This window comes from Haloarcula pellucida, assembly GCF_014647235.1.
Taxonomy (GTDB): Archaea; Halobacteriota; Halobacteria; order Halobacteriales; family Haloarculaceae; genus Haloarcula; species Haloarcula pellucida.
Genome location: NZ_BMOU01000002.1, coordinates 236,964 through 252,562 on the forward strand (window position 1 = coordinate 236,964; position 15,599 = coordinate 252,562).

At 66.8% G+C, this 15,599-nt stretch carries 14 protein-coding genes; 3 read left to right on the plus strand and 11 right to left on the minus strand.

All coding sequences use genetic code 11. From position 1 onward, the window contains the following. Positions 1-183: 183 nt before the first annotated feature. A complete protein-coding gene (locus IEY28_RS07870) occupies positions 184-1,290 on the minus strand; it encodes a mechanosensitive ion channel family protein (RefSeq protein ID WP_188996123.1) in 1,107 nt (368 codons plus the stop codon). 97 nt (positions 1,291-1,387) lie between these two features. Here IEY28_RS07870 and IEY28_RS07875 point away from each other — a divergent pair, with 97 nt between their 5' ends. Beyond that, a complete protein-coding gene (locus tag IEY28_RS07875; protein ID WP_188996125.1) occupies positions 1,388-2,200 on the plus strand; it encodes an undecaprenyl-diphosphate phosphatase in 813 nt (270 codons plus the stop codon). A 3-nt stretch (positions 2,201-2,203) separates the two neighbouring features. Here the strand turns inward: IEY28_RS07875 and IEY28_RS07880 are convergent, their stop codons facing one another. The 4 genes from IEY28_RS07880 to IEY28_RS07895 are packed head-to-tail and all read right to left on the minus strand — an operon-like array spanning position 2,204 to position 6,198. Continuing rightward, positions 2,204-3,259 carry an ABC transporter ATP-binding protein gene (locus tag IEY28_RS07880; RefSeq protein ID WP_188996127.1) on the minus strand — a complete coding sequence of 352 codons (1,056 nt, stop codon included), beginning with the start codon at positions 3,257-3,259 and terminating at the stop codon, positions 2,204-2,206. Next, entirely contained in the window at positions 3,260-4,135 is an 876-nt protein-coding gene (locus IEY28_RS07885) for an ABC transporter permease (RefSeq protein WP_188996129.1), read from the minus strand. Further along, positions 4,132-5,055: an ABC transporter permease gene (locus tag IEY28_RS07890; protein WP_188996131.1), complete on the minus strand. Its 924-nt coding sequence runs from the start codon at positions 5,053-5,055 to the stop codon at positions 4,132-4,134. Before IEY28_RS07890 ends, IEY28_RS07885 begins: the two co-directional genes overlap by 4 nt. Then, complete coding sequence (locus IEY28_RS07895; protein ID WP_188996133.1) at positions 5,056-6,198, minus strand: extracellular solute-binding protein; 1,143 nt, start codon at positions 6,196-6,198, stop codon at positions 5,056-5,058. Between the two features lie 174 nt (positions 6,199-6,372). Here IEY28_RS07895 and IEY28_RS07900 point away from each other — a divergent pair, with 174 nt between their 5' ends. Then, positions 6,373-7,236 (plus strand): CheF family chemotaxis protein, encoded by an 864-nt coding sequence (locus tag IEY28_RS07900; RefSeq protein WP_188996135.1) that lies wholly within the window; start codon positions 6,373-6,375, stop codon positions 7,234-7,236. 392 nt (positions 7,237-7,628) lie between these two features. Continuing rightward, positions 7,629-8,813: an aminoglycoside phosphotransferase family protein gene (locus IEY28_RS07905; RefSeq protein ID WP_188996137.1), complete on the plus strand. Its 1,185-nt coding sequence runs from the start codon at positions 7,629-7,631 to the stop codon at positions 8,811-8,813. A 70-nt stretch (positions 8,814-8,883) separates the two neighbouring features. Here IEY28_RS07905 and IEY28_RS07910 read toward each other — a convergent pair whose 3' ends face one another. The 6 genes from IEY28_RS07910 to IEY28_RS07935 are packed head-to-tail and all read right to left on the minus strand — an operon-like array spanning position 8,884 to position 15,547. Then, positions 8,884-9,123, minus strand: a complete 240-nt coding sequence (locus IEY28_RS07910) for a DUF8119 family protein (protein ID WP_229783089.1) — start codon at positions 9,121-9,123, stop codon at positions 8,884-8,886. 3 nt (positions 9,124-9,126) lie between these two features. Beyond that, entirely contained in the window at positions 9,127-9,597 is a 471-nt protein-coding gene (locus IEY28_RS07915; protein ID WP_188996139.1) for a universal stress protein, read from the minus strand. Positions 9,598-9,599: 2 nt separating this feature from the next. Beyond that, a complete protein-coding gene (locus tag IEY28_RS07920; protein WP_188996141.1) occupies positions 9,600-11,282 on the minus strand; it encodes a sodium:solute symporter family transporter in 1,683 nt (560 codons plus the stop codon). Next, the gene (locus IEY28_RS07925; RefSeq protein WP_188996143.1) at positions 11,279-11,737 is read right to left on the minus strand and encodes a DUF4212 domain-containing protein; all 459 of its coding nucleotides are present in this window, start codon (positions 11,735-11,737) and stop codon (positions 11,279-11,281) included. Before IEY28_RS07925 ends, IEY28_RS07920 begins: the two co-directional genes overlap by 4 nt. Before the next feature lie 53 nt (positions 11,738-11,790). Then, the gene (gene acs / locus IEY28_RS07930) at positions 11,791-13,785 is read right to left on the minus strand and encodes an acetate--CoA ligase (RefSeq protein ID WP_188996145.1); all 1,995 of its coding nucleotides are present in this window, start codon (positions 13,783-13,785) and stop codon (positions 11,791-11,793) included. A 43-nt stretch (positions 13,786-13,828) separates the two neighbouring features. Next, positions 13,829-15,547: a bacterio-opsin activator domain-containing protein gene (locus IEY28_RS07935; RefSeq protein WP_188996148.1), complete on the minus strand. Its 1,719-nt coding sequence runs from the start codon at positions 15,545-15,547 to the stop codon at positions 13,829-13,831. Positions 15,548-15,599: the final 52 nt, after the last annotated feature.

The window sequence follows — 15,599 nt, forward strand, 5'->3', positions numbered from 1 at the left end:
GAACGGTGCTGTGACTCACAGCCAGAAAGCCCCGGCGCGCTGAACTCGGGAGCCTCGTTGCGCGCTTCCGTCGCTCGCGTTACTCGCTCCGTCCAGTGCTTACTTCGTCTGCCATCGTTCAGCGCGCCGCCCCTTTCAGTCCGACCCCAGTGGTTGTCTCATCAGCAGCACCCTATGCCCGTCTCAGCGCTCGTCGCGGCCGCCGTCGGCGGTGTACTCCGTCGGCTCTCGGGTGAACAGTTCGCCTGGAACGTCCGTCACGGACACCGAGACGTCCCGCTGTGGGAACGGAATCTCGACGCCAGCGTCTCGAAACCGCTCGTAGACGGCCTTGTTGAGGTTGTGGATGGCGCGCGCGTTCAGCGCCGGGTTCGACACCCAGCACAGGAGTTCGAAGTTCAGCGCGGACTCGCCGAACTCGCGGAAGCGGACTCTCGGTTTGGGTCGGTCGAGAACTAGATCCTCTGTCCCGGCTACCGCCAGCAGTATCTCCTCGACGGCGTCGACGTCCGTCCCGTAGGCGACGCCGATGGGAACGCGGATGCGACGCTTTTGCTTCGGGGTGGACTCGTTGACGATGGCGGCGCTGGAGAGTTTCGAGTTGGGGACGGTGACGAGGATGTCGTCGCGGGTCCGGATGACCGTCGAGCGCACGGAGATGTCCTCGACGCGGCCGCGTTCGCCGGTCTCCAGCACGACGTAGTCGCCGATCTTGTAGGTCCCGTCCAGATACAGCGACAGCGACCCGAAGAAGTTCGCCAGCGTGTCACGGGCGGCCAGTCCGACGATGATACCGATGAGGCCGGCCGACGCCAGTAGCGGCGTCGGATTGATCTCCCAGAGGACGAGCAAGAGCAAGACGCTGACACCGGCGACCACCGCGCTCCAGACGTTCTGGAGGATGGGGACGACCTGTCGGTCGATGTAGCGCGTGTCCGTGGCGGCGTTCGAGGCTTTTCGCCCGACCCGCATCAGCGTCACCGCCCAGACGACGATGATGACCGAGAGCGTCCCGGCCTCGAGCGGCACCGCGAGGTCCGGTGAGACGTCGTACACCTGCGTCCCGACGTAGACGCCGGCGACGCTCAGCGTGACATAGAGCGCCGAGTGAACCCCGCGGAGGACGATGTCGTCGACCTCGCCGTCGATACGGGCGGTCACCCGCTTGAGGTAACGGTCGCCGACGACGCGGACGAGGAATCCGAGAACGAGGCCGGCGATAATCAGTACGGCGAACCCCTGCCACGCGGGAAACGAGGCAAGGAGGTCAGTGACTCCACCCAGTTGCATACCACCTGTTGGACGGCAGCGGTATATATACTGGTGACGCCACACGCTGGAACAGAAGACCGAACCACCTTTGCTCGCGGCTGACCGCCCCGTAACCGTGCATCCGATTCTCGTCGCCGTCCTGTTGGGTCTGTTGCAGGGGATTCTAGAGTGGATTCCCGTCTCCAGTGAGGGTGGTGTCGCCCTCGCGTCGACGGCGCTCGCGGGACTCGACCCGGGCGACGCCACTCGGCTGGCGCTCTTCTTGCACGCTGGCACTGCCGTCGCCGCCGTCGCGTACTACCGCGGTGAACTCAGGGACGTGCTGGACTCGCTGACTGCCCTCTCCCGGCGTCCCTTCGCCGACGAGACGGCGGACCTCTCCTTTCTCGTCCTCGCCACGATGGCGACCGGCGTCACCGGCCTCCCGGCGTATCTCGCGCTCGACGCCGCCGTCTCCGAACTCGAAGGCGGCCTGTTTCTGGCGTTGGTCGGCGGCTTGCTCGTGTTGACCGGTCTCGTCCAGCGATCCGCCGCCGCGCTGTCGCTGGGCGAGCGCACCCGGCCGGACTGGGTCGACGCCATCCTCGTCGGCGGGTTGCAGGGGCTTGCCATCCTGCCGGGCGTCTCCCGTTCCGGGACCACCGTCAGCGCCCTCCTCTTGCGCGGCCACGACGGTGAGTCTTCCTTGCGGTTTTCCTTTCTCCTCTCGATTCCGGCCGCGCTCGCGGCTAACGCCCTCGTCCTCGTCGACACGGGCCTCCCGTCGATAACGCCAGTCGAAGCCGTCGTCGCCCTCGCGGTCAGCGCCGTCGCCGGCTATCTCACCGTCGACGCGCTGGTCCGACTGGTCCGAGAAGTCCCGTTCTGGGCGGTGTGTACGGTGTTCGGCGGCCTCGGCGTCGTCGGTGGCCTGCTGGTGGCGCTGTGACGCTCAGTTCGGTATCACCGCTCCGTCGGAGTCGGCCTCTACGTCGACGTCGGTGACGTGGAGCGCAGTGGGGTCTAGCGTAAGTCGCACGTTCTCGTCGTCGGTAAGCGTGGCAGGATCGAGGCGGAGCGTGACGGCCGTCTCGTCGGGCAGTGTCACTGTCGCCCGGACGTGGTCGCCCTGATAGGTGCGCTCGGTGACCGCCACCGGAATCTCGCCGTCGGAGTCCGCACGGAACGCCTCGGGTCGGGCGACAACAGTGGCCGGTCCCTCCGGCGCGCCCGCCGCGGGAACGCGCTCGAAGCCGAGATCCAGCGTCCCGTCGCTGACGACGCCATCGAGGACGTTGGCAGTACCGACGAAGTCGGCGACGAACGCGTTTGCGGGCCGTTCGTACACCTCGCGTGGGGTGCCGACTTGCTCGACGTGACCGTCGTTCATCACGGCGATGCGGTCACACATCGACATCGCCTCCGCTTGGTCGTGCGTGACGTACAGCGCCGTGACGCCTAGCTCGTCCAGGAGTTCGCCGAGTTCGTTGCGGAGTCGACGCTTGAGTTTCGCGTCGAGGCCGGTCATGGGTTCGTCCAGTAAGAGGACGCGCGGTTCGATAGCGAGCGCACGAGCGAGGCCGACGCGCTGTTGCTGGCCCCCGGAGAGGGTCTGTGGGTCCCGGTCACTAAGCCCGCCGATACCGAGGAGTTCGAGTAGTTCCTCGGCCCGCGCTCGGCGCTTGGCGGGGTCGACGCCGCGCATCTTCAGGCCGAAGGCGACGTTCTCGCCGACGGTCATGTTATCAAAGAGGGCGTACGTCTGGAACACCAGACCGATGTTGCGGTCCTCGGGCGGGACGTGGGTTACGTCCTCGTCGTCGAAGGCGACGGTGCCCTCCGTGGGCGTCTCGAAGCCGGCGACAGTCCGCAGGGTGGTGGTCTTCCCGCACCCCGATGGACCGAGGAGACCGAGTATCTCGCCGTCCGGAACGGTCAGAGAGACGTTCTCGACGGCGACCGTGTCGTCGTACACTTTACGAACCGAATCGATGGTGACGCGTGCCATTCAGGTACCTCTCGTGTCGAAGCCGCGGGTTCCGAACGCCTGCAACAGCAGCGTGATGGCCACGACGATGCAGAAGAACATCGACACCGCGGCGGCGGCCTTGGTGAACGTGCTGTTCGAGATGTGACGCTGCAGGAACAGCGCCAGCGGTTGGGTGCCTTTCGCCCACACGACGTAGGAGAAGTTGAACTCCGCAGCGGCGAGCGTCCAGCAGATGATGGCCCCCGAGACGATGCCCGACCGCGCGTTCGGGACGACGACGGTGAGGAAGGTCCGGGGCCACGATGCCCCGAGCGAGCGGGCCGACTCCTCCAACTGGCGAAGCGGCATCGACTCGAACTCGCTCTGGACGGCCATCACCATGAAGGGTGCCTTCAGCAGGGAGTAGCCGACGATGAGGCCGAAACTCGTCCCCGAGAGGACGGGATAGGCCCGCAGGAAGGCCACCCCGAGGATGACGCCTGGGACCAGCGGCAGGACCGACACCGCGTTGACCCACTCCTTACCCCGGAACTCGTACCGAGAGACGGCGTAGGCGATGGGGACGCCGACGACGAGATTGATCAGCACGCCTCCCAGCGCCAACCCGACGCTGAACAACAGTTCGGCGGGGGCCATCAGCGTCAGGCCGTCGCCGACGGGGAGTACCACCAGCGGGTCCCATCCCATGCTTCGTTGTGAGCCGATGCTGTCGGCGAGGCCCAGCACTTCGGCCCAGTTGCGGAACGTCACGAACCCAGCGGGGAAGACCCCCGTCCACTCGCGGGCGAACGACCCGACGATGGTGAGCGCGACGGGCGCGATGAGGAACGTCACCGTCACCAACAGGACCAGCGTGACGGCGGGTCGTCCGAACCGTCGGGAGAGGGCCGTCACAGCCCCACCTCCGCACTGGTGTAGCGCAGTCCCAGTGCCGTAAAGCCAAAGACGAAGACGAAGTACACCGTCGCCATCGCGCCGGCGACGGGGAACGCACCCGCCGAGAGTTCGCGGTCGAGTTGGAGCGTCCACACCAACAGCGTCTGGATGACGATGAGCGTCCCGAAGATGGCCAGTCCCGTGCGGAAGGTGAGGATGAGCGCGCCCGTGATGCCCGGCCGAATCTGCGGGAACGTGACGTACCGGAACGTCTGCAACGGCGTCGCACCGAGCGCCTGTGCGGCCTCTTCGGCGGCCTCCTCGACTTCGGCGTAGGTGCCACGGAGGATGAGCGTCGCCCGCGGGACCATCGAGTAGACGAACGCCAGAAACAGGCCGGGGACGCTGACGGCGACGGCCACGTCCGTCGGGTTCGCGCCCGCGAACGTCGCTACGACGTTCGTGAGGACGCCGTTGTTGCCGAACAGGACGAGCATCATGAACGCGGCGACGATACCGGGCAGGCTAATCGGGAACGACACCAGCGTGACGAACAGGCCCTCCCCGGGCAAGTCGTACTTCTCTAGAGCGTGGGCGATGGGCACCGCCAGTGCGACGGAGACCAGCGTCGTCAGCGCGGCGAACCACAGCGTGTTGAACGCGACGCGCCGGTAGTACGGGTCGGTAACCAGCGTGCGGTAGGCCGACAGCGTGAAGCCGACCGTCTCGAAGCGCTCGACGGAGACGCTGATGCGAACGACCTCTAGCAGCGGGTAGACGCCAGCGACGACCAGCAAGACCGCGAAGGGCGCACAGAGGGCGGCGATGCGGCGGCGTTCCCGGTCCCGTTCCGTCGTCGGGACGGCGACCGACCCGAGGTCCTCGACGGCACCGCGAACGGCGGGGAGGACGTCGGCGATGCGACCGGACGTGGACATCTAGAGGTTCGCGCCGCGGGTGATCTCTTGGATGATGGACTGCTGTTGGTCGACCAGTTTGTCGTAGTCGACCTGAAACTCCGTGCGGTCGTACTCCGTAGCGTCGATGAACTCGTCGGGCAGTTCCATCTCGGCGGAGCGGATCGGACGGACGTAGGCGTCGAGGAAGTGCTGTTGCCCCTCCAGCGAGAGGACGTAGTCCATGAACACCTTGCCGGCCTCGGGGTTGGGGGCGTTCTGCAACAGCGCGTAGCCGTAGGGCATGTTGAGCGCGCCGGCGTTCCCGTTCTCGCCGCTCAGCAGGGCGACGCCGACGTTCTCCTCGGCTACTTCGTCGTTGTTGTACTTCAGGTCCAGTCCGGAGTAGTCATACCGCACGAACGTGGCGTACTCGCCCCGGGAGAACTGCGCGAGGAAGTTGTCGGTGAACTCCGCGCCGCCCTCCTGAATCTGCTTGTAGTAGTCGATGACCGGCTGGAGGTTCTCCATCGACCCGCCGCGGGCGTTGTTCACAGACAGCGCCGCCGCCAACCCGACGGCGGCTTGGGGCGTCTGGAGCGCGAGGTCCTGCGTGATTTCGGGCTGGAGCAGGTCCGCCCACGTCGTCGGCTCGTCGAGGCCTCGCTCCTCGTAGATGTCCTTGCGGTAGGTTACTGCCGTCGTCACGCGCCGGGTCGCGGTGACGTGACCGTCGTCGGTCTTCAGGGCGCTCGGGACCTTCTCCCACCCCGCCGGTTTGTAGGCCTGCGTGAAGCCGTCGTTGCGGGCGACGATACCGTAGGTGTACCCGCCGTTGTATCCGGAGTGGGTCATGTTGTTCGAGTGCGACCGCATGTGTTGCAGCGCCTCCCCGGAGGAGCGGTCGTCGTCGTGGACCGCGGAGCCGTACGTTTCCTCGAAGGCGGACATCACCGAGGGCCAGTTCATCCACCCGGACTGCACGCAATAGAAGTACAGCATGTCGGGAAAGGTAGCGGCACTGACCGTCGTCCGGAAGTCACCGTGGCCGACTTCGTAAGAGCGTTGCCCGCCGGACTCACCGCCGCCCGTACTGTCGGAACTGCCGTCACCGATGCAGCCTGCGAGACTGGCCGCCGCCGTCGTACCTGCACCGAGGAGGACTTGCCGTCGTGTCTTTCGCATTTCGGATGGAACCGACGAGGGTATTTGAAAAACGGTTGCTAATATCGTTCAGAGGGATATTGACGTAGCGTACCACTCCGGAGACATTCGTATGTGGCGTTGGACGGGTGTCCCGCCGAGCGCGGTGCTGGAACTTATATAGGTGCCGGCGACAACTCACGGACGACTGCGGCCATGAGTGGTGACGAACGGAAGATCATCGACACGTCCGGCGACTACCAGTACGTCGTCCGGGACGGCGACCCGGTCGCCGACCCGCAGTGGCGCTCCTGCCGGCTCATCGTCACCAACAAACGGCTGGTGCTTGCGACCAACGACGGCAAACAACCGATTCCCCACTCGAAGATCTCGTTCGTGGACGACGAATCGACGGTCCCCGACGGGGTGCCGGCCGACGCCACCGCGCTGAAAGTGGGTGGGAACGTCCTGCTGGTCGACGCGACGTCCCTCGACGACTTCGCGTTCGAGTACTGCCGGGCGACGCTCCACGGCGCGGTCATCCTCGCCCGGCACCCGGCCGTCGTCGGCGGCGTCATTCAGGACGACGCCGAGTGGAGCAAAGCCCGCTTCCGGTTGGACGACGAGGAGGTCCGCCTGCAGTTCCCCGGCGGCGGGTCGACCGTCTTCGACATCGAGGACGTCGGGACCATCGAGACCAGCGAGAGCACGGTCATGGGCGAGGCACGTACCGTCGTCGAAGTCGAGCACACCGACGAACAGGACCGGAGCGTCGAGACGCACTTCTCCGGGATGCCCCACCACACGGACGCCCTCGGACGACTGTTCTCACAGGTCGTCGAGCGCCGCTCGGACGACTACGAACTCACCGAGATGGAGAGTCAGGTGTTGATGGCGCTGTACTCCGGCGTCTCGCCCTTCGAGATGGCCGACTTCGTCGGGACGACCCCCGACGACGTCGAGGAGATCTATCAGAAACTGCTCGACGTCGGCGCGGTGGACAAGGTCCGGACACGGACGGAGGTCAGCCTGAACGCACAGGGACGGAACATGGCGAGCGAAGCGATGAGCGGGGAGTAGCGAGGGACACGAACGCAGTGAGTGACCCGCGAAGCGACGCGGTGATCGACGGGAACCGCGGAGCAGTAGGGGGCGGCCGAGCGTCGGAGGAGTCGCCAATTGTGAGCGAGGAGGTGCGACTCGCGAGCGGTAGAACTCTCCTGAACGACCGGTAAGACGCTCCTACGGCCACCGAAACGGGTTGGAGCGTGCTGATGATTAACGCACTGTGACGCGTAGGTTCGGTACCGCCCGCTCCGAAGTGGTGACGCGCGAGGCGACCGGTCGTATCGGGCAGGGCACGGACCAATGTCGCCACGGACACGCACCACAGCGAATCACGACCGGGGAGACGGACAGACTACCGACCTCCCGACGGCCTCCCGGGCGAGCGGAACGACGGAGAGGTGCCGATGGAGTCGCTGAACCTCCCCGGCATCGGACCGGCCGTCGAGCGGCGCGTCGCGGCCGTCGACGCCGAGACGCTGACACCGATTGTCCGGCGAGTGCTCGACGACGTGACGGCGGCGGTGACCGACTGGCGACGGGTGCAGATGCGTGGCGGGTCCGGTGGCGGGCACTTCGGAACGGCGCTGTTTCGGTTCGCGGGGACGGCGGCGACTCGGACGGGTGTGAGGGAGTGGTCGGTCGTCCTCAAGGTCCTCGCCGAGCGTCCCGGGGAGACGCCGGCCGGCCACCCGTACTGGAAGCGCGAGGCAGAAGCCTACCGTTCGGACCTCCTCGAAGACGCGCGGGGGCGACTCGTCCCGGCCGAACTGTACCGCGTCGACGAGTTCGACGGCGAGGCCGTCTGGCTCTGGCTCGAAGACCTGACCGACGAGTACGGCGGCGACTGGCCGCTCGAACAGTACCGTCGGGCCGCCAGACACCTCGGGCAGTTCGACGGGGCCTTTGTCGGCGAGACGGACCGCATCGACGAGCCGTGGGTCACTGAGCGAACGTTCGAGTTCGAGACGACTGCCGGCGTCGTCGCACTGGTCGACCGGGTGCCCGACGACCCGATCGTCAGCCGGCACTTCCCGACGAGCGACGACCGACAGCGACTGTTCGCGGCGTGGCGCGACCGTGAGCGGTTCCTCGACGCCCGAGCGAACCTGCCCCGGACCTTCTGTCACTTCGACGCGTTCGGTCGGAACCTCTTCGCGACGACGACTGCCGACGGCACGCCGCAGACGGTGGCCATCGACTGGGACCAGTGCGGGATGGCGAGAGTCGGCGACGACGCCGGCGCGCTCGTCCTCCTGACGCTGCTGTTCGTAGACTGGCCGGTCACGCGGGCCGACGAACTCGAACGCGCGGTGCTGGATGGCTACAGAGCGGGACTCGCCGACGCTGGCTGGGACGGCCCCGACGCCGTCGTCACCCGAGGGTACCGACTCCACCTCGTCAACCGGTGGCTGGAGTGGCTCGGCGCTATCAGAGTCTCGCTCGACGACGGCCTCCACGACTGGATCGCCGACGTCGTCGGGGAACCGTTCGAGGACGTCCTCGCCGCGAACCGCGACGTACACCGGTTCGTGCTCGACGCCGTCGACGACGTGGACCTCGCCGAGTCGCCGTCGGCGGGGCGCTCTTGAGGCGACTGCCGCACCCGCGACTCTCCGTCGCGGTCGGCGTCTCAGAAACCGTGTGTCGTACCGCGGGAGGCTACTCGTCGCCCCCGCGGACGGCCTCCAGCGAGGCGAAGAAGCCGAAGTACGCCACGACGCCGCCCAACAGCGTGAGGTAGTAGAGCCACTGCGGACCGCCCGGCAGGAGGTCGAAGACGACGGTGACGACGGTCACCCACGCGATGGCGAACACGAGATCGACGAACATTCCGGAGCGGTGCTCACGGACGTGCTCGCCGACGGTTTCGAGCAGGCGTTTCCCCGAGGCCATAGACATCGGTCAGGCCTCCGCGCCCTCCTCGTGCTCGTCGACCACCAGCACGGGGACGTGCGTCGAGCGCAGAACGCGCTCGGTGACGCTCCCGAGCAGGGCCCGGCGGACGCCCGACCGGCCGTGACTGCCCATCACGACGAGGTCGATGTCCTTCGCGTCGGCGTAGCCGGCGATGACCTCGTGTGGCGCGCCGACCCGGACCTCCTCGTGGACTTCGATGCCGTGGTCCGCGGCGGCCGCCGCGACGATGCCGGTGGCCTCGTTGGCTTTCTCCTCTAGTTCGGTCATCTCGCCGAAGTTGCCTTGCTTGATGCGATCGACTTGCTCGGTGCCGAGACCGAAGTTCACCGCGTCGATGTCGACGACGTACAGCGCGTGCAGTTTCGCGCCGTACTTCTCTGCGAGGTCGACGGCGTGGTCGACCGCCACGTTCGCCGTGTCGCTTCCGTCCGTCGGGATGAGGATGTTCTCGTACATTGTTAGTCGTCAGCGGGCGTCTCGCCGCCGCTGCTGGAGACGATGTCTTCGGCGGTCTGTTGCTGGCCCATCGGTTCGGGGCTGTGACACTGCCGGACCATCCGCTTGGTCTCCATCGGCGGTTCCGGCGTCGCAAGCGAGACGGCGATGGTCACGATGAACACCAGCGGCGTCCCGACCAGCGCGGCGCCGATGGGTGGGACGTACTGTGCGTAGATGGGGACGAGCGCCTGCCCGGAGCCGCCGGCGATGTCCGCGAGGAAGCCGACGTAGGCCGGCAGGACGCTGTTGATAATCGACGTGATCCACAGCAGGAGGCCGACGGACATCCCCGCCAGCGCCCCCTGTCGGTTGGTGTTCTCCCACCACAGACCGAGGAAGAACATCGGGAACAGCACGGTCCCCGCGAGCGAGAACGCGTACGCGACGAGTTCGCCGATGAGCGCCGGCGGGTTGAACGCGGTCACGGTGACCAGCGCGCCGACGACGACGATGGTCGCGCGGCCGATGAGGACCTGTTGGCGCTGGGTCGCGTCGGGGTTGATGAGCTCGGCGTAGATGTCGTGTGCGACGGCGGAGGAAGCCGTGATGAACAGGCCCGCCGTCGTCGCGATCGCGGCAGCCATCGCGCCGGCGGCGACGAGGCCGACGAACCACGTCGGGAGGTCGGCGAACTGCGCCGCCAGCACGACGATGACGTCACCCTCCGCGCCGGACATCGCTTGCTCGCCGGTGAAGACGGCTTCCGGCGAGATGTCGTTCACGGCGGCGAACAGGTCGACGCCGAAGGCGGCCATCGCGGGCGCGGCCCAGTACAGCAGGAGGATGAAGAACAGCCCCCAGACCGTGGACCACCGAGCGGTCCGTTCGCTCTTGACCGTGTAGAACCGCACGAGGACGTGCGGGAGGCCACAGGTGCCGAAGATGAGCGAGAACGCCGTCGCGATCCAGAGATAGTAGGTGTTCCCGCCCGTGAACGGTTCGGAGAACTGCCGAGCGAGTTCGCTAAAGAGCGCACCGTACTCGATTTGCGGGAGCACCGTCGAGTACCCCTGGGTGAAGCCGACGGCGTAGACGCCCGCGAGGAACGCGACGATGAGGATGACGTACTGGACGGCCATGTTCTTCGTCGCGCCAAGCATCCCCGAGAGGGCGAGGTAGCCGACGGTGATGGTCATCATCACGACGATCATCGGGACGATGTCCAGCCCGAAGACGTACTGGCCGACCAGTCCCATGCCGCGGGCCTGTCCGACCGAGTAGACGTACGCGATGAGCAGCGTCGTAAAGGCCGCCAGCGCGCGGGCCGTCGGCGAGTTGAAGCGGTCGGCCACGAAGTCCGGCGCGGTGTACTTCCCGAACCGGCGCATCTGCGCCGCGAGGAAGATGAGGAGGACGAAGTAGCCGGTGGTCCAGCCGACGATGAACGCCAGCCCGTAGAAGCCGGCCAGCGCGACCAGTCCTGCGAGTCCGAGATACGACGCCGCCGACATCCAGTTGGCGCCGATAGCCATCCCGTTCTCGATGTTCCCGATGCCGCGGCCGGCGACCCACATCCCCTCGGTGTCGGCCACTTTGAACACGTAGCCGATGACGAGGAAGGAGGCCATCATCAGGAAGACGATGATGGCCGGCACGAGTTTGAACGAGATGTCGAGCGCCTCGGCCTGTAACGGCACCGTCATCGCTCGACACCTCCGTCGGTGGCCGTCGCCTCGCCGGCCTCGCCGCTCTCACCCTCTTCGGGGCCGCCGGTGCTGTGGTCGATACCGTACTTCTCGTCGAGTTTGTCCCGCTGGCGGGCGTACACCGCCGCGAGGATGAGTGCGCCGGTCGGCGCGCCGAACGCGACGAGGAAGTAGTGCAGCGGGAAGCCGATGACCGGCATCGTCGTCGTCATCGCGCCGGGGGCGATGGCGGTCAGCGTCACCGGCCCGAAGACGATGAGCGCCCAGACGATGAAACTCGTCCAGACGATTTTGAGGTGGTCCCGCATGAACGCCGTGCTGGGGCTCAGCAGGTTCACCTCCTCGTCGAGGTAGTTCGTGTTCTGGTGTGCCTGTGCGGCTTGCGTGGCGGTGCCGCCGTCCGTCTGGACTGACGGCCGCCCGTCCGAGTCGTGGGTGTCTCTGTCTGCCATAGTTGTGTCCGTGGTTTCGCTGTGGGGGTGGTCTGCTGGAAAAGCGGTGCCGCTCAGTCGCTGCCGACCTTCGACTGGATGTCGCTTACCACGTCCGGGTTGCGGAGCGTGCTGGTGTCACCCAGTTCTTCGCCGTTGGCGATGTCTTCGAGGAGTCTGCGCATGATTTTCCCGGACCGAGTCTTGGGGAGTTCAGGGGTGAAGATGACCTGTTCGGGCCGGGCGATGGGGCCGATGGCGTCCTCGACGCCCTCGATTATCTCTCCGCGCAGTTCGTCGGTCTCCTCGTAGCCGTCCTCGGTGATGACGTAGGCGTAGACGGCCTCGCCCTTGATCTCGTGTTTGCCGCCGACGACGGCGGCCTCTGCGACCCCTTCGACGCCGACGATGGCGCTCTCTATCTCCATCGTCCCGAGGCGGTGCCCGGAGACGTTCAGCACGTCGTCGACGCGGCCCAGCACGGTGATGTAGCCGTCCTGGTCTATCTTCGCGCCGTCCTCGGGGAAGTACACCCAGTCGGCCGGGTCGTCGCTGTCGATGTCGGAGTACTCGCGCCAGTACTCGTCGATGAACCGCTCGTCGTTGTTGTACAGGGTCCGGAGCATCCCGGGCCACGGTTTGTTGACGACGAGGTAGCCGGCCTGTCCCGCCTCGACGGGACTGCCGCTCACGTCGACGATGTCGGCGCTGATGCCCGGCAACGGCGGGCCGGCGGACCCGGGTTTCATGTCGCCGACGCCGGGCAGTGTGGTCAGCATCATACCGCCGGTCTCGGTCTGCCACCACGTGTCGACGACCGGACAGGACTCGTCGCCGATGTGCTTGTAGTACCACTTCCACGCCCGGGGGTTGATTGGTTCGCCGACGGTGCCAAGCAGTCGCAGGCTGGAGAGGTCGTGGCTGTCGGGGTACTCCTCGCCCCACTTCATGAAGGCCCGAATCGCGGTCGGCGCGGTGTACAGTTGGGTCGCCTCGTACTCCTCGATGATTTCCCAGAGGCGGTCCTTGTCGGGGTAGTCGGGGGTCCCCTCGTACATCATCGTCGTCGTGCCGAGTGCGAGTGGCCCGTAGACGATGTAGGAGTGGCCGGTGATCCAGCCGATGTCGGCAGAACAGAAGTAGGTGTCCTCGGGTTTGACGTCAAGTACGGCCTGAGAGGTCCACGCGGCGTAGGAGAGATAGCCACCGGTGGTGTGTTTCACGCCCTTCGGTTCGCCCGTCGTGCCCGAGGTGTACATGAGAAAGAGCATGTCCTCGGCGTCACGTGAGACTGGGTCGACCGTCTCGCCCTCGTGGTCGGCAACGAGGTCGTCGAAGGCCACCTGGTTGTCGGCGTAGTCGTGGTCGAAGCCGTCACCGTCACGAAGTCGCTCGGCGACGGCGACCGTCTCGACGTCGTGGTCGACGCCCGCTAAGCCCTCGTTGGCCTTCGAGAGGTGGTCGAGGGGGTCGCCGCGACGGTAGTAGCCGTCACAGGTGACCAGATACTCGGAGTCGGCGGCGTTCATCCGCGTCGCCAGCGCGTCGGCGGAGAACCCGGCGAACACCACCGAGTGCGGCGCACCGATGCGGGCACAGGCCAGCATCGCGATGGGCAACTGCGGTATCATCGGCATGTACATCGTGACGACGTCGTTCTCGGAGACGCCCTCCGCCCGGAGCGCGGCCGCGAACTCGTTGACCTCGCGGTGGAGGTCCTCGTACGTGTACGTGATGTTGTCTTCCTCGACCGGTTCGCCGACCCACTCGATGGCCGCCTCGTCGCCTCGCTCGTCCAGATGTCGGTCCAGACAGTTCGCCGAGGCGTTCAGCGACCCGTCGGTGAACCACTCGTAGAACGGCGGGTTCGAGTCGTCGAGTACCTGGTCGTAGTCCGCCTCCCAGTCCAGCAACTCGGCGGCCTGCTCCCAGCACTCGGGCCAGTTCTCCTCGAACTCCTCGTAGATGCCGGGGTCCGAGACGTTCGCCTGTTCGACGAACGACGCCGGGGGCTCGAAGACCTCCTGTTCTTCGAGTCGCGCTTCGAGTTGAACGTCATCATCTGACATGGTCTATCACCCACAATCAACGGGTCACTGATAAACGGGGGGTCTAACTGTCTGAATACTTGGTTGACACTTGTTCGCCAAGTGCCGTCGGTGGCTCGGTGGGCGTATCGGCGAAAAACGCCGTCAGAAGCTTTTGCTGGGCCTTTCTGAGGTGGTTGTGGAACGTCGGTGCCGAGACGTCCAGCGACTCGGCGAGTTCCTCGGCGGTGGTCCCGCGGGGCCACTCGAAGTAGCCGCTGTGGTAGGCGGCCGCCAGCACCGTCGACTGTCGCTCGGAGAGGCGGTCCGAGAGACGTTCGCGAAACCCCGTATCGGTCTCGGCGGGCCGCTCCGTCTCGCGCTTGGCAGTCAGCGACGTCTCCGGGTATGCCTCGACGACGGCGTCGACTACCTCCCGGAGGTTGCTGTCGCCCGGCAGTTCCACCTCGATGGTCGCGGTGCCGTTCTCGGCGGTGAGCGTCCGGACGCGGGCGCCGTTCTCGACCAAATCGAGCGTCGGCGCGGCCGTCACGACGACTTCGAGGAGTGCGCCGTCGCCGTAGTCCTCGATGAGGCGCGCGTCGGCGATGTCGGGGTCCTCGGCCGCATACGAGAGCGCGGGCCCCGCGGGCGCGCCGTCGACCACCAGATAGTACAGCAGGGAGCGGCCGCCGACGGGGACGACCCCAGAGAGTTCGAGCGAGCAGTCGAGTGCGCGGGTCAGCGACACGGTGAACGCGCCGCCGTCGGTACACTCGAAGGCCAGTTCCGTGACCGTATCCGCGAGCAGGAGGCGCTTGCGCTCGACGGCGGCCAGCGCCGCCCCGACCTGTGCGCCCAGCGCTGCAAGCAGGTCCTGTTCGGCGTCGACGACGTGGACGGTCGTCCCGATGGCCAACACGCCCGCGGCGTCGTCGTCCCGGATGATCGGGACGAGCGCCATCGGCCCCTCGCCGTCCTCGACTACGCGGACCTCGTGGCTGTCCATCGCGGCCGCCGCGGCGTCCCCCCGTCCCTGCAGGTGGTCGTCGATGCGACTGTCGCGGATACCGGCGGCCGTCCGCGGCGTCAACCCGTCGCCGGTCCGTTCGGCCACCCACGCAAAGCGAAACCCCTCTGTGTCCGCCAGTCGGTCACACACTGTCTGCTCTATCTCCTCGACGGTGGCCGCGACGGCCAGCGACTCGCCGACGTCGGCGGCGACTTTGATGGTCCGGCGGAGGCGGGCCGGCGTCGGGACGTCTTCGGCGCCTTCGATAGCCCGAATCACCGCCTCCCGGTTCGGGTCGTCGAGCAGCGGTTCCAACCGTGCGAGGCGGTCCCACCCGCCGAGCGCACAGACGACCTGTGGCGGCACGCCCTCCGAGAGCATGGTCGCCGCGAACCGCCAGCGCAGGTCGCGCGAGGAGACGTCCCCGAGGCGCGGCGCGGTCTCGGCGGCGCGGTCGGCCACCTCGCCGACGAGCATCTGCAGGCGACGGGCCGAGACCGACAGGAGCGGTTCGTCCGCCGCTCTGTCGGCCGCGCTGGCGAACTTCCGCATGTCGTGTTCGACGGCGGCCGGCAGGTACACCTCCCGGTCGACGCCGTCGTCGTCACGCACGCGCAAGAAGAAGTGGGACTCGGTACTCGCCACGTCGGCCAGTCGAACCCGAGTCATCTCCGCCGGGCGCAGTCCCACCTCCGCCCCGAACCGCAAGACGAGGTCCTCTCGGTGGGTTTCGGCGGCGCGCCGTAGCTGTTCGTATCCACGCGCACCGAGAACGTCCGTCCGCTCTGCCATGTCGTTTCGTCTTTTCGACGACGAGCGAAATAAGTGTGCGGGCCGCCAGGTC

Coding starts and splice junctions, on each gene's coding strand:
- IEY28_RS07870 (WP_188996123.1), bottom strand. CDS start 1,290: ATGCAACTGGGTGGAGTCACTGACCTCCTTGCCTCGTTTCCCGCGTGG.
- IEY28_RS07880 (WP_188996127.1), bottom strand. CDS start 3,259: ATGGCACGCGTCACCATCGATTCGGTTCGTAAAGTGTACGACGACACG.
- IEY28_RS07890 (WP_188996131.1), bottom strand. CDS start 5,055: ATGTCCACGTCCGGTCGCATCGCCGACGTCCTCCCCGCCGTTCGCGGT.
- IEY28_RS07895 (WP_188996133.1), bottom strand. CDS start 6,198: ATGCGAAAGACACGACGGCAAGTCCTCCTCGGTGCAGGTACGACGGCG.
- IEY28_RS07900 (WP_188996135.1), top strand. CDS start 6,373: ATGAGTGGTGACGAACGGAAGATCATCGACACGTCCGGCGACTACCAG.
- IEY28_RS07905 (WP_188996137.1), top strand. CDS start 7,629: ATGGAGTCGCTGAACCTCCCCGGCATCGGACCGGCCGTCGAGCGGCGC.
- IEY28_RS07910 (WP_229783089.1), bottom strand. CDS start 9,123: ATGTCTATGGCCTCGGGGAAACGCCTGCTCGAAACCGTCGGCGAGCAC.
- IEY28_RS07915 (WP_188996139.1), bottom strand. CDS start 9,597: ATGTACGAGAACATCCTCATCCCGACGGACGGAAGCGACACGGCGAAC.
- IEY28_RS07920 (WP_188996141.1), bottom strand. CDS start 11,282: ATGACGGTGCCGTTACAGGCCGAGGCGCTCGACATCTCGTTCAAACTC.
- IEY28_RS07925 (WP_188996143.1), bottom strand. CDS start 11,737: ATGGCAGACAGAGACACCCACGACTCGGACGGGCGGCCGTCAGTCCAG.
- acs (WP_188996145.1), bottom strand. CDS start 13,785: ATGTCAGATGATGACGTTCAACTCGAAGCGCGACTCGAAGAACAGGAG.
- IEY28_RS07935 (WP_188996148.1), bottom strand. CDS start 15,547: ATGGCAGAGCGGACGGACGTTCTCGGTGCGCGTGGATACGAACAGCTA.